12 protein-coding genes are annotated in these 13,379 nt (G+C 33.4%); 8 read left to right on the top strand and 4 right to left on the bottom strand.

The window, feature by feature from the left end; translation table 11 throughout:
• The first annotated feature begins 249 nt into the window (after nucleotides 1-249).
• Nucleotides 250-1,170 carry an FAD:protein FMN transferase gene (locus AC5LXI_RS14460; RefSeq protein WP_493442964.1) on the top strand — a complete coding sequence of 307 codons (921 nt, stop codon included), beginning with the start codon at nucleotides 250-252 and terminating at the stop codon, nucleotides 1,168-1,170.
• 46 nt (nucleotides 1,171-1,216) lie between these two features.
• Here AC5LXI_RS14460 and AC5LXI_RS14455 read toward each other — a convergent pair whose 3' ends face one another.
• On the bottom strand, nucleotides 1,217-2,140 hold the full coding sequence (locus AC5LXI_RS14455; RefSeq protein WP_493442963.1) for a LysR family transcriptional regulator: 924 nt from the start codon (nucleotides 2,138-2,140) through the stop codon (nucleotides 1,217-1,219).
• A 244-nt stretch (nucleotides 2,141-2,384) separates the two neighbouring features.
• Between AC5LXI_RS14455 and AC5LXI_RS14450 the strand changes: the two genes are divergently transcribed.
• From AC5LXI_RS14450 to AC5LXI_RS14440, 3 genes are read left to right on the top strand one after another with little or no spacing between them, the layout of a single operon-like run.
• Complete coding sequence (locus AC5LXI_RS14450; RefSeq protein ID WP_493442962.1) at nucleotides 2,385-3,011, top strand: NADPH-dependent FMN reductase; 627 nt, start codon at nucleotides 2,385-2,387, stop codon at nucleotides 3,009-3,011.
• Complete coding sequence (locus AC5LXI_RS14445) at nucleotides 3,008-5,464, top strand: flavocytochrome c (protein ID WP_493442961.1); 2,457 nt, start codon at nucleotides 3,008-3,010, stop codon at nucleotides 5,462-5,464. The genes AC5LXI_RS14450 and AC5LXI_RS14445 overlap by 4 nt, the downstream gene beginning before the upstream one ends.
• Nucleotides 5,457-6,665, top strand: coding sequence for an L-lactate MFS transporter (locus tag AC5LXI_RS14440; protein ID WP_493444323.1), 1,209 nt, complete (start codon nucleotides 5,457-5,459; stop codon nucleotides 6,663-6,665). The genes AC5LXI_RS14445 and AC5LXI_RS14440 overlap by 8 nt, the downstream gene beginning before the upstream one ends.
• Before the next feature lie 97 nt (nucleotides 6,666-6,762).
• On the opposite strand, the gene aroB is transcribed toward AC5LXI_RS14440, so the two are convergent.
• Nucleotides 6,763-7,842 carry a 3-dehydroquinate synthase gene (aroB, locus tag AC5LXI_RS14435; RefSeq protein WP_493442960.1) on the bottom strand — a complete coding sequence of 360 codons (1,080 nt, stop codon included), beginning with the start codon at nucleotides 7,840-7,842 and terminating at the stop codon, nucleotides 6,763-6,765.
• 113 nt (nucleotides 7,843-7,955) lie between these two features.
• On the opposite strand from aroB, the gene AC5LXI_RS14430 reads away from it, so the two are divergent.
• Nucleotides 7,956-9,563, top strand: coding sequence for an NAD+ synthase (locus AC5LXI_RS14430; protein WP_493444322.1), 1,608 nt, complete (start codon nucleotides 7,956-7,958; stop codon nucleotides 9,561-9,563).
• A 23-nt stretch (nucleotides 9,564-9,586) separates the two neighbouring features.
• Nucleotides 9,587-9,925: a nitrogen regulatory protein P-II gene (glnB, locus tag AC5LXI_RS14425; RefSeq protein WP_493442959.1), complete on the top strand. Its 339-nt coding sequence runs from the start codon at nucleotides 9,587-9,589 to the stop codon at nucleotides 9,923-9,925.
• Here glnB and AC5LXI_RS14420 read toward each other — a convergent pair.
• A complete protein-coding gene (locus AC5LXI_RS14420; protein WP_493442958.1) occupies nucleotides 9,918-10,526 on the bottom strand; it encodes a hypothetical protein in 609 nt (202 codons plus the stop codon). The genes glnB and AC5LXI_RS14420 overlap by 8 nt on opposite strands.
• A 369-nt stretch (nucleotides 10,527-10,895) precedes the next feature.
• Here AC5LXI_RS14420 and AC5LXI_RS14415 point away from each other — a divergent pair, with 369 nt between their 5' ends.
• Nucleotides 10,896-11,513, top strand: coding sequence for a TfoX/Sxy family DNA transformation protein (locus tag AC5LXI_RS14415; protein ID WP_493442957.1), 618 nt, complete (start codon nucleotides 10,896-10,898; stop codon nucleotides 11,511-11,513).
• Between the two features lie 100 nt (nucleotides 11,514-11,613).
• Here the strand turns inward: AC5LXI_RS14415 and rhlB are convergent, their stop codons facing one another.
• The gene (gene rhlB / locus AC5LXI_RS14410) at nucleotides 11,614-12,840 is read right to left on the bottom strand and encodes an ATP-dependent RNA helicase RhlB (protein ID WP_493442956.1); all 1,227 of its coding nucleotides are present in this window, start codon (nucleotides 12,838-12,840) and stop codon (nucleotides 11,614-11,616) included.
• Between the two features lie 154 nt (nucleotides 12,841-12,994).
• Between rhlB and trxA the strand changes: the two genes are divergently transcribed.
• Nucleotides 12,995-13,321: a thioredoxin TrxA gene (trxA, locus tag AC5LXI_RS14405; RefSeq protein ID WP_493442955.1), complete on the top strand. Its 327-nt coding sequence runs from the start codon at nucleotides 12,995-12,997 to the stop codon at nucleotides 13,319-13,321.
• Nucleotides 13,322-13,379 lie beyond the last annotated feature (58 nt).

Below are 13,379 nucleotides of genomic sequence, written 5' to 3'. Positions count from 1 at the left end.
ATTTTCCTTGTTAAAATCATTCATATTTTTTATATGTAAAAAAATAAATACATAAACACGTTATATGTAAACACAAAATTACATTAAGGTAAACTATATTTTCGGTGTTTCACTTAATTAATTTGATTTTGTAAAAATATATTTACGTTTTGTATGATTGATTTGATAGTTGATTTTTTTTTTGTTATAACTGGGTTAAGATTGGGTAGTTGTGACTAACATAATTTTTAATATCAGGAACTAATCAGCATGAAAAATGATAAGCGTTTGCTCAACTTAATGGGAACCATAATTCAAATTTGGGTCGAACATGATTATGCTAAAGATCTATTAGATATCGCTGAAAAAAAGTTGATAGATTATGAGCGTCGTTTTAGTGCAAATTGTGGCAATTCAGATTTAATGCAAATCAATCTTAATGCCGGTATTAAACCTGTTACGGTAAAATCAGATCTTTTTACCTTGATTAAAATAGGTAAGGCTCAAAGTCTAATTAATAATAGTTTTTTAAATATTGCAATTGGTCCGCTTATCCAAGCATGGCGAGTCGGATTTCATGACGCTAGATACCCACCTGATTCAGAAATTAAGCAACTTTTAACTCTCATCGATCCTAATGATATTGTTTTGGATGAGGTGAATAAGTCGGTATTTTTAAAATATAAAGGAATGGCCATTGATCTTGGTGCTTTAGCTAAAGGATATTTTGCCGATAAAATAATGCAAATTTTTAAAAAACAAAATGCAAAATCTGCATTTATTGATTTAGGGGGTAATGTATTAACTTATGGTGAGTGTCCTTTTCATGATGATGGATTTTGGCAAGTAGGTATTCAAAACCCGTTTCAAATTCGCGGTAATGTAATTAAGGTATTAAAGATTAAAAATCAATCAGCAGTCACATCTGGTCTTTATGAAAGAACATTTAATTATAATGGAAAAACTTATCATCATATTTTTAATAGTCAAACGGGTTATCCTGTAGAAACTGAAATCGAAAGCATAACCATTGTATCTACTCATTCAATAGATGGCGAAATTTTGACAACACAACTCTATGGCTATAGTCCTGTGAATGCTATTAAAAAAATTAATCAATTAACAAATATAGAAGGCATGGTTATTACCACCAATAAAGAATTTGCTTGTTCAAATGGGTTATTGACTTAGTCTACAACTGATTTTGTTAATCAAGATTAGTCATTAACCAGATAACTTATGGCATAGAGGAGATGAATAGGTTAATGAGCTCTTTTTCTACACTGCTTAGCATTTTATGAGTAGAGTAGGCAATAAAATAACTCAACGAAATGAGATCCAAAGGCAGTGGTATTAAATTATATGCTAAATCATTTGGTTTTTCATTGATACAAACGCTTTCTGGAATAAAAGTAATTCCAAGTCCTTTTTTAGCTAACTCAACAAGCGTAAAAATGTTACTACTTTCAAGAATAATATTGGGTTGAATTTTGTATTTTTGAATAAGATAATCAACTTGTTGACGAATTGCTGAACCATGTGCAGTCAAAATCAGTTTTTCTTGTAATAATGATTTCATGAATTTATGATTATATTCATTAGAATTAACTTTTTTTCGGTATAATTTTGACGTTTCTGGTATCAATGCATAATAACGATGCTTACCACATTTATGACAAATTAAATTTTGGGATATTGTTTCTGGATTTTGCCCTATAAAAAAATCAAGGATTTGATTTTCTGTTTTTTCCTCACTGTTTTTAGGAATATATTCATGTAATTCTATTTTAATATCAGGATGTTTATTTATAAATTTAGGTAAAAATAGCGGTAGTAGATAAGTCCCTAAACTTGGTAATACACCAATTTGGATAACGGTATAATCACTGTCAGTATATTTTTTGATTTTTCTTTTAAATTGTTCTTGTTCGTTAACTAATGATGTTAAATACTGATAATAGATCTTTCCAGCTTCGGTTAATTGTAAGGGGGTACTTTGCCGATTGATAATATCAATCCCTAGTTCATTTTCTATTTTTTTTATTGTTTGGGTTAGATATGATTGAGAAATATACAGATTCTGCGCAGCTTTAGTGTAATTGCCATGCTTAAGTAAAACATCAATGTATTGCAACATACTGAGCGAGTTAATTTTTGCCATTTGTTTAAATTCTTTTATTAAACCTCATTATAATAAATTACTTATAACCCCATAATTAATCAGCTATTTCACAAACCTTTTTTTCTGTTCTACACTAGCTTACATAATGATTTACACAATAGTCAATAGACCTAATATAACAAAAACTCAATCTATCACTTTGTGTTATCGACTAAAGGATTTGTATTACTAAAATTTTGATATTGATTTAATTGTACCGCAAGGTACTAAGTGAGGTTATAAAGTGAAATTCGTTGGTATAGTTGGAACTAATTCAGATAGTTCTACTAATAGAAAATTACTTCATTATATGAGAGAGCATTTTTCAGATAAAGCCGAAATTGAAGTTTGTGAAATAAAATCGTTACCAGCATTTAATGAACCGAAGGATAAAACCCCTCCTTTAGCGGTAAAAATGTTATCAGATAAAATTGAATCAGCTGATGGAATTATTATCGCGACTCCAGAATATGATCATTCAATAACAGCCGCATTGAAAAGCGCTATTGAATGGTTGTCTTATACTACCAGACCACTGATTAATAAATGTGTCATGATTGTTGGTGCATCGCATGGTATGTTAGGTTCTTCAAGAGCCCAAGCTCATTTAAGGCAAATCCTAGATGCTCCCGAATTGAAAGCTCGTATTATGCCTAGTTCTGAATTTTTATTGGGTCAATCACTGCAAGCTTTTGATGAAAAAGGTAATCTTGTTTATTTAGATAAAGTGAAAGAATTGGAAGAGTGTTTTGATGAATTTTTATTATTTGTAAATTTAACTAATCAACTACTTGCAACAGGGAAATTTAATACCGAGCAAAATAAAAAATTCAGTTGGAAAGAGGCATCAGAAGAAGGAGCATTATCATGAAATTAATTGGAATTGTTGGAACTAATGCTCAAGAATCTTATAACAGACTGCTACTTCAATTTATGCAAAAACATTTTATGCATAAAGCGGAAATTGAAATATTAGAATTGACCGATGTCCCTATGTTTAATGAGTCAGATGATAAGTCTAATTGTGATATTATTCAGTATTTTAATAATAAAATTATTGAAGCTGATGGTGTTATTATTGCAACACCAGAACATAATCATTCTATTCCTTCAGCTTTGAAAAGCATCCTTGAGTGGCTCTCATTTAATTTACATCCTTTTGATGGTAAACCGGTGATGATTGTAGGTGCATCTTATGATGTACAAGGCTCTTCTCGCGCTCAATTACATTTACGCCAAATTCTTGATGCTCCTGGTGTTAATGCAACCGTTATGCCAGGATATGAATTTTTGCTTGGCCGTGCTCATCACGCATTTGATGAAAAGGGAAATATTAAATCAGAACGTACTATTGATTTTCTAGAAAGTTGCTTTTTACGATTTTTACGTTTTACTCAAATTGCTAATTTACTTAATGTACCGGAAGAAATCACCTATGAACCAGGTACCTATAATGTAACTGCTCCTGGGCATAATGGCGATTTACCGATGGCTGTTACATTATCAACTGATCGTATTGAATCAATTGATATTGATACTGAAGGTGAATCAGAGGGAATTGCTGATGTAGTATTTAAGCGTATTCCTTCACAAATTCTTGAAGGTCAGACGCTTAATGTTGATATTTTATCAGGTGCTTCGGTAACGAGTAATGGTGTCATCGACGGGGTTGCTAAAGCAATAAAAATGGCAGGTGCTAATCCTGATGTATTACGTAAAAGACCGAAAGCACCGAGTGCTGTCGATACTTCTGACGCACAATTTACTACTGATGTAGTTGTTGTTGGTGCTGGTGGGGCTGGATTATCTGCTGCTGCAAGCATTTTGCAGGAAGGTAAAAAGGTAATTGTTGTTGAAAAATTTCCTGCAGTTGGTGGTAATACTGTACGGACTGGCGGCCCAATGAATGCAGCAAATCCGCAATGGCAAAATACCTTTGATGCTATTGCGGGTGAAAGCCATACTCTACAGGAAATTTCAGCTATTGATGAGTCAACGATTGATAGTGAATATCTTGATGATTTTAAAGAGTTAAAACAACAAATTACCAACTATTTAGCTGAAAATACGGGTAAAACGGGTTATTTGTTCGATTCAGCATTATTACATCGTATCCAAACTTATCTTGGTGGTAAACGTACAGACCAATTAGGTAATATTATTTATGGTCAATATGATTTGGTTAAGATTTTAACCGATGAGGCGTTAGAATCGGTCAAGTGGCTTGAAGATGTTGGTGTTGAGTTTGACAAACATGACGTGACAATGCCAGTTGGTGCTTTATGGCGTAGAGGTCATAAACCGTTAAAAAGTGAAGGCTATGCATATGTTTCTGCTTTGCAGAAATATGTTGAAGATCATGGTGGCATTATCATTACTGATACGGCGGTTAAAGAATTGATAGTCGAGGATGGACATGTATCTGGAGTTATTGGTACTGGTTTAAATGGTAAAAAAATTACTGTTAAAGCTAATGCAGTCATCCTGGCATCAGGCGGTTTTGGTGCTAATACTAAAATGTTAAAAGAGTATAATACTTATTGGACAGAGATTGACGATGATATTAAAACCTCTAACTCACCAGCTATTACAGGCGATGGTATTATTTTAGGGCAAAGTGTTGGCGCTGATTTGGTTGGTATGGGATTTTCTCAAATGATGCCGGTTTCCGATCCTGATACAGGTGCATTATTCAGTGGATTACAAGTACCCCCGCAAAATTTCATTATGGTAAACAAACAAGGTAAGCGATTTGTGAATGAATATGGTAGTCGAGATAAGCTTACTCAGGCTGCTATTGATAATGGTGGGTTATTTTATTTAATTGCTGATGAGCAAATTAAAAAAACGGCTTACAACACTTCGCAAGAAAAAATTAATAAGCAAATTGCTGCCGGAACGCTATTTTGTGCTAATACCTTAGAAGAGTTAGCTGAAAAACTAGCAATGGATCCGACAATCTTTAAACAAACTATTGCTGATTATAATACTTATGTTGATGCTGGACACGACCCTGAATTTGGTAAAGATGTGTTTGATCTAAAAGTTGAAATTCCGCCATTCTATGCAACGCCAAGAAAACCGGCAGTGCATCATACAATGGGTGGTTTAAGAATTGATACACAAACTCATGTATTAGATAGTAAGGGACATAAAATTTCAGGTCTATATGCTGCAGGTGAAGTGGCAGGAGGTATCCATGCTGGTAATCGTTTGGGCGGTAACTCTCTAACTGATATTTTTACATTTGGTCGAATTGCAGGAAAAACAGCTTCACACGACATAAATCTAAGGAAGGATATAAATCATGGAGAAAATAAGTAATACTATAAATCGATGGGTAGTGCTGATTGCTTCAACTTCGATTTTACTCTGTACTGGGGCAATTTATGCTTTTAGTGTGTTTGCTGAGCCATTAAGTCTTGCAAAAAACTGGAGTAAAGCCGATGTCATGATTGCATTTTCAATTAATGCAGCAGTTGGTCCGATTCCTATGATATTAGGTGGCTTTTTGACCGATAAAGGATTAGCAAAATGGTCTAGTGTTATCGGCGGATTGTTGTTTGGTCTTGGTTTTTTTCTAACAGGTTTTGTTACCAGTCCAATTATGTTGTATGTAACTTATGGATTATTAAGCGGTTTTGGCCAAGGATTGGCCTATTCTGGTTGTTTGAGTAATACAATAAGGTTTTTCCCGGATAAAAAAGGTCTTGCATCCGGAATTATTACAGCAGGTATGGGAGGTGCGTCAATTGTTGCTGCACCGATTGGCCATTTTCTAATAGAAAATTATGGTGTTCTGCATGCTTTTCAAGTACTTGGATGTTCTTATCTTGTAGTGGTTATTGTAGCGAGTTTATTTATTAAAGTTGCTCCGGTTAATTATAAACCAGAAGGTTGGATTCCTACTAATACTCAACAAGGTGGATCTGTTATTAATAAAAATTGGCTGGAAATGTTACAAACTCCATATTTTTACTTAATATTTTTTATGCTTGGTACAGGGGCTTTTTCAGGTTTAATGATTGCATCAAATGCTTCTGGCATAGGGCAACAAATGTTTGGATTAACAGCTGTTGTGGCCTCATTTTATGTTAGTTTATATTCACTAAGTAATTGTGCAGGGCGTGTAGTTTGGGGGACGGTGTCAGATAAACTAGGACGAAATAAAACATTGAATATCATTTTTTTGGTAATTATCTTTGCTTTTATATCGTTTTTATATATACCATCGCAAATAGGTTTTGCAATAGGAATTATAGCGTTAGGTTTATGTTTTGGTGGTGTGATGGGCGTTTTCCCGCCAATGGTAATGGAAAATTATGGTCCAGTTAATCAAGGCGTAAACTATGGTGTCATTTTTATAGGCTATTCTTCAGCAGCCTTTTTTGCCCCCAAAGTAACCGCTGATATTTTGGCAAATAATGGTGGAAGTTATACCTATGCGTTTTATATCGCTATTTCAGTGGCATTCGTTGGTTTAATATTAAATATAATCTATAAATCACTAAAGAATAGACAATAATACTTGAGTTTATTGTCTATTATATTGGTAAAGGGAGCATACTGTTAGTGCTCCTTTATTTACATATACAATATCATTTAACGCAGTTAAATAAATTTTATGAGTTTTTTATTGACTCAAGTACCACACTTTTCTCTATTCCATCCATTACTTCAACCTGACCAATTTTAGTTGGAATTACTAGCCGAAGCTTACCAGAAATAACTTTTTTATCTCGTAACATATGGGGAATATAAGATTCGATTGCCATCTGTTCTGGTCTTTTAACTGGCAGTTTAGCTTTAATTAATAAATTTTTTATTCTTTCAATATCTTTATCTGCCAACAGGCCTAGCAATTTGGCTGTTTGTGACGCCATTAACATACCAACACTAACTGCTTCGCCATGTAACCAATTGCCATAGCCGAGCTCGGCTTCAATGGCATGCCCATAGGTATGACCAAGATTTAAAATAGCGCGCATATCTTGTTCGGTTTCATCGGCGGCAACCACTTGAGCCTTTAATTCACAGCAACGATAAATACAATAACTTAACGCATCTACATTTAAACTAAGTAAATCATCAATATGTGTTTCTAACCAACTAAAAAATGCATTATCCATTATGATGCCATATTTAATTACTTCAGCTAAGCCAGCAGAAAGCTCTCTTTGTGGTAAGGTTTTTAAACAATTAATATCAATTACGACTGATTGAGGCTGATAAAATGCACCAATCATATTTTTACCTAGAGGATGATTAATAGCAGTTTTACCGCCAACCGAAGAATCGACTTGAGATAATAGAGTTGTTGGAACCTGTATAAATTTAATTCCACGTTGATATGCAGAAGCCGCAAATCCGGCTACATCACCAATAACCCCCCCACCGAGTGCAATAAGTATACTACTTCGAGTATGATTGTTAGCAAGTAAAGCGGTTAAAATTTGGTTCCATGTTTCCATGGTTTTGTATTTTTCACCATCAGGGACTATAACAAAATCTGTTTTGACGCCATTAGCTTCAAGCATATCAATTAGATGCTGTAAATAAATTGGAGCAATGGTGTCATTTGTGGCAATAAGTACTTTTTGACCATTATGCAGTTTAAAATGTTCAAATTGACTAAGTAAGTTCTCACCAATTGTAATGGGATAACTGCGATTGTCTAAAGCTACATTGAGGATCTTTTGCATAATTATTTCCAAACAAGTATATGCCAATTTAATATTGCATGTTAACGATAAAAAAGTGGCAGCGCAACTTAGAATCATTTAAACTTACTGCCAATTTTTATCTGTGATGTTGAATTTATATGTCCTTATCTTTAGTATTAGCACAAAAAAATTGGCGAGTAGGTGATATAGAAGGTAATACTCAGCAAATCATTGAACTGATGCAACACTATTCATCTCATGATCTTATTATTTTCTCTGAACTTGCAATTTGCGGTTATCCGCCAGAAGATTTAATTTATCGTAACGATTTTAAAAACCGTTGCCAACAAGCATTATTGGCTATTAAGCAATCTAGTAAACAATGTGGAGTAATTGTTGGACATCCCCATTGGCAAGATGGGGTAGTTTATAATGCGTTATCATTGTTTTTTGAAGGACAGCAATTAGCGTGTTATCATAAACAGCAATTACCTAATTATGATGTATTTGATGAAAAACGTTATTTTACTGCTGGTGAGCAAACTTGCGTTGTTGATTTTAAAGGTAAAAAAATTGGTTTATTAATCTGCGAAGATCTATGGCAATCTGAACCTATCGATCGAATTGATGCGAATTGTGCAGATTTGGTTATCTCTATCAATGCATCACCTTATACTTATGAAAAACAGCAATATCGCCATGAACTGATTAAACAACATGCTCTAAGAACCGGTTTACCAATTATCTATGTTAATCAAATAGGTGGTCAAGACGAGCTTGTTTTTGATGGTGGATCATTTGTATGTAATGAAAAAGGCGATATCATTCATCAATTAAGCTCTTTTGAAGAGCAAATTTCCGTTTTTCAAATGGGGCATAATTATCAACCTGTCTCTGTTTCTAAAAATGAACCACTAGCTGATGTTTATGACGCATTAGTTCTCGCGACTCGCGATTACATTACCAAAAATGGTTTCCAAGGAGCGGTATTGGGGTTATCTGGTGGTATTGATTCTGCTTTAACATTGGCAATTGCCGTTGATGCGTTGGGTAAAGATAAAGTACAGGCGGTTATGATGCCATTTCGTTATACTGCTGATATTAGTATCGCTGATGCAAAAGAAGAGGCGGAAATATTAGGAATTGAATTTGATATTATTTCAATTGAATCGATGTTTGATGCATTTATGTCTTCTTTAACACCTATGTTTATGGGGACTCAGAAAGATACTACAGAAGAGAATCTACAAGCACGTTGTCGTGGTGTCATTTTAATGGCATTATCAAATAAACGTCGAAGGTTAGTATTAACGACAGGTAATAAAAGCGAAATGTCGGTTGGTTATGCTACACTGTATGGTGATATGGCTGGGGGATTTGATGTGCTTAAAGATGTACCTAAAACCATGGTATTTGAATTAGCTAAATATCGAAATAGCCGATCGTATGTTATTCCTGAACGCGTTATTACTCGTCCTCCTTCAGCAGAGCTAGCTCCGGATCAAAAAGATGAAGACAGTTTGCCTCCTTATGATATTTTAGATGGAATATTAAAAAGCTATGTTGAACAAGATTTTTCCGTTGAACAACTGATTACGCAAGGTTATGATGAAGCAACTGTAAGGCGAGTGATTAAATTAGTTGATATCAACGAATATAAAAGACGGCAATCAGCAGTGGGACCGAAAATCACTACTCGTAATTTTGGTAAAGGCAGGCGTTATCCAATTACTTCTGCTTTTGGATTTAAAAATTGGTAATCTCGAATTAAGGGTAAATAGATATGAAAAAAATTGAAGCAATCATCAAACCTTTTAAATTAGATGATATTCGAGAAGCACTTGCTGATCAAGGTATTACAGGTATGACTGTGACTGAAGTGAAAGGTTTTGGTCGTCAAAAAGGACATACTGAACTTTATCGTGGTGCAGAATATATGGTTGATTTTTTACCAAAGGTAAAAATAGAACTTATTGTACCTGATGATATTTTAGAAACCTGCATTGAAACTATTATGAAAACAGCACAAACAGGTAAAATTGGTGATGGTAAAATATTCGTTTATAACGTTGAACAGGTGATTCGTATTCGTACAGGTGAGATGGGCGAGTCGGCTATTTAACTTTATCTGCATAAATATCAGGGCGTTCTTGCTGAAGTAGACTATTGGTGACTATGCCTTGAATAGAACAAATAAGAAGCTGCATATTATCACCTTTTTCAAGCAGTAATAACTTCTCGGTGGTATTTGGTGCTGGAATTGTTTTCACACCAACAACTGTTCCAGTGTTTCTATGCCAAACTAGAATATCGTCATTAATATTTCGGATTTTTGGATTAGCGATATATAGAAGGTTATCTTCCATATTTTTCCACTCTAAAAAATCCAAACTGTCATGTATTTCATTTATATCATTATCAATGATGAATCCCCAAAAATAATATTTACCCATTTTTTTTAAATCCATTGCACTATCATAATAGCCGATGAGTTTTAGGTTTTTATATTGAATTGGCGTTTTAAAATAAATAAAGTTTTTATTGGTATCTGTGCGACTTTCAACAGGAATATAAGCTTGATCCTGATTAAAAGTTTTAATATTAGTGTGATTTTTTAACTCTTCTCTATACTCATAGACGTAATTAAAAAAGTCAGGGTTACAGGATGTCAGTTCTTCAATCAGCGGTTTTTTATCTGCTGATATGGCAAATGAATAAAACATAAAAAGCGTGATTATAACGTTTTTGAACATGTTGATTAAAATTGACAATAATAGATACCATTTAGTGAATTAGCTGTGATTGTATAATTATTACAACAGAATAACAACGCCAAAGCGTTTTTTCTTTTTTTAAGAAATATTAAGATTTGATATATATTTAACTACTGAAAAAGTCTTATATTTTTTTTAGAGCAAAAAAAATATAATTAATCAAGTACAAATCAAACAAATATTCATTTATGGAAGACAGATCTCATATTTATTAATTAATCGTAAATAGTTGTTTGAATATGAATAGAATTAATATAGTTTAGCATAAACTCACTAATTAGAGTTATTCATAAATGTAAGTGAAAAAGGGAATTTTATATGCTAAAAACTACAGCAGTAAATATTAAACAGGAGTTTTCTTGCGTTGAAGACGTTTCTTTAAGGTCATTTTTTGGAGGATTTAGTCTTAATAGTGAATCAATTATGTTTGCTTGGTTAGATCAAAATGATGTTTATTTGAGAGCCCACGATAAGTATCGCTCAATGTTTGTTGAACTTGGTATGCAACCGCTAGATTTGGTGTTTGATGGATCACATAAACTGCTTGATTACTACAAAGTAGATGATGCATTACGCCAAGATCGACAAAAATTGCATACTATAGTGAAAATGGTCATTGAACATGCCAAACAAGATCTAGACGAAAAATTGGTTAAATGCCAAAGTCGCTTAAAATCGTTACCCAACATGTCAGTTTCTTTGGAAAAATTAATGGTAAGCTCTGATATTACCAATGTAGAAATTTTTAAAGAAGTTGGATATTTGGAAACTTTTTATCGAATAAAAAGTAAAAATCCAAAATTATCGATTAATATTCTATTTAGTTTATATGGTGCATTACATGGTCGACATGTTGGAACACTATCCTCTGAATCGAAAGAAAAAATTGAATTAGCTTATCAGGATTTCTTGAGCAAAAAGCAAGATTTGAGTTAATAAATTAATTTGTAATAAGAAAAATACCATCATTAAATTTGGTTTTTAATGGTGGTATTATATTGATTTTTATTCAGGGATTAACCACAAAAAAATCCTTTTATGATGGTTTTCTACGCATTGGTTTTTTAATTGGTCTAGGTGTTGGCAAATCACTTAATAAGGCCTTAGGATCATATTGGCTAACTGGAATAGCGTGATCAATAGCTTTTTCAATAGCAGGTAAGTTTTGCGAATAACGTTCACAAGCTAGTGAAATTGAGTAGCCTTCGGCCCCTGCTCGTCCTGTACGGCCAATTCTATGCCTATAATCATCACAATCATCAGGGAGATCGTAGTTAAAAACATGGGTAACATTAGGAATATGTAAGCCACGGGCGGCTACGTCTGTTGCTACTAATATATCTAGATCGCCTTGAGTAAATTTATCAAGAATGGATAGACGTTTTTTTTGTGCGATATCACCAGTGAGTAATCCTACTCGATGGCCATCAGCCACTAAATGACGCCAAATTTTTTCGCAGGCTATTTTAGTATTAGCAAATACAATGCTACGGTCAGGCCATTCTTCTTCAATAAGCGTTTGTAATAAAGCTAGTTTATCTTCATTTGATGGGAAAAATAACTCTTCTTTTATTCTATGACCAATTTTTTGTTCGGGCTCGACTTCAACATATTGTGGTTCATTCATGTATTCAAAGGCAAGTTCACGCACATTATGGGTTAACGTTGCAGAAAATAACATTGTGAGACGATTTTGTGGTGTAGTCATATGCCTAAATATCCATCGAATATCACGAATGAAGCCTAAATCAAACATACGATCAGCTTCATCTAAAACTGCAACTTGGATTGCACTTAAATTGATATAATCTTGTTTTGCATAATCAATTAATCTTCCTGTCGTTGCAATCAACATATCAACCCCAGCAGAAAGCATTTTTAATTGCTTATCATAACCATCTCCACCATAAGCTAATCCTAATTTAATACCTGTTTCTTCTGAAAGCGGTTTAGCATCATTATATATTTGTACAACCAACTCACGTGTTGGTGCAATAATGATTGCTCTTGGTTGATTAGATTTATGATCGGGTAGTGGATCATTATTCAATAAATGATTAAATGTTGATGCCAAAAACGCAATCGTTTTGCCCGTACCGGTTTGTCCTTGTCCTGCAATGTCAATTCCTTTGGTTGTTAATGGCAATGTTTGCTCTTGAATTGGGGTACAGTAAACGAAACCTTTTTTCTCCAGCGCTTTGATGACTAATGGATGAAGGGGAAATTGATTGAAAGTTGTTTTTGTAAGATAAGATTGAATCATTATTGTTTAAGAGTATAATTATCAGAATTTGATAATTGTAGCATACTAAATACAACTACTTCACTAATAATTATGTCCTATTAGAATAATTACTAGCGGTAGATATGAAAATATCCTAATATAATTTTAGATAAATTCCTTAGGAGATAATTAAATGAGTCATAACATTGTTGCACTTTCTGAAGCTACATTTGATAAGACGATAAATGAATCAACTAAACCGATTCTAGTCGATTTTTGGGCTCAATGGTGTAGACCTTGTAAACAAATTGCCCCTATTTTAGAGGAACTCGCTGAAGAATACGGTGACAAAATTATTTTTACTAAATTAAATGTGGAACAAAATCCTAGTATTGCCCCTAAATTTGGTATTCGTGGTATTCCAACGTTATTAATTTTTAAAAATGGTCAAGTTATTGCTACTCATGTAGGCGAATCATCAAAAGCGCAACTTAAAGCATTTATTGAACCACAGCTTTAATAAAAATCTAAATTTGTTTAGTAATATAATAAGCGTTTAAAATGGCGCTTATTATTTT

Source organism: Gilliamella sp. LMG 34361 (assembly GCF_984569075.1).
The sequence above is the reverse complement of the archived record's forward strand: the minus strand, read 5'-3'. Positions and strand labels throughout refer to the sequence as shown.

What these genes read in the sequence shown, in the direction of transcription:
- AC5LXI_RS14460 (WP_493442964.1), top strand. Translation starts at nt 250, where the DNA reads ATGAAAAATGATAAGCGTTTGCTCAACTTAATGGGAACCATAATTCAA.
- AC5LXI_RS14455 (WP_493442963.1), bottom strand. Translation starts at nt 2,140, where the DNA reads ATGGCAAAAATTAACTCGCTCAGTATGTTGCAATACATTGATGTTTTA.
- AC5LXI_RS14445 (WP_493442961.1), top strand. Translation starts at nt 3,008, where the DNA reads ATGAAATTAATTGGAATTGTTGGAACTAATGCTCAAGAATCTTATAAC.
- aroB (WP_493442960.1), bottom strand. Translation starts at nt 7,842, where the DNA reads ATGCAAAAGATCCTCAATGTAGCTTTAGACAATCGCAGTTATCCCATT.
- glnB (WP_493442959.1), top strand. Translation starts at nt 9,587, where the DNA reads ATGAAAAAAATTGAAGCAATCATCAAACCTTTTAAATTAGATGATATT.
- AC5LXI_RS14420 (WP_493442958.1), bottom strand. Translation starts at nt 10,526, where the DNA reads ATGTTTTATTCATTTGCCATATCAGCAGATAAAAAACCGCTGATTGAA.
- AC5LXI_RS14415 (WP_493442957.1), top strand. Translation starts at nt 10,896, where the DNA reads ATGCTAAAAACTACAGCAGTAAATATTAAACAGGAGTTTTCTTGCGTT.
- rhlB (WP_493442956.1), bottom strand. Translation starts at nt 12,840, where the DNA reads ATGATTCAATCTTATCTTACAAAAACAACTTTCAATCAATTTCCCCTT.
- trxA (WP_493442955.1), top strand. Translation starts at nt 12,995, where the DNA reads ATGAGTCATAACATTGTTGCACTTTCTGAAGCTACATTTGATAAGACG.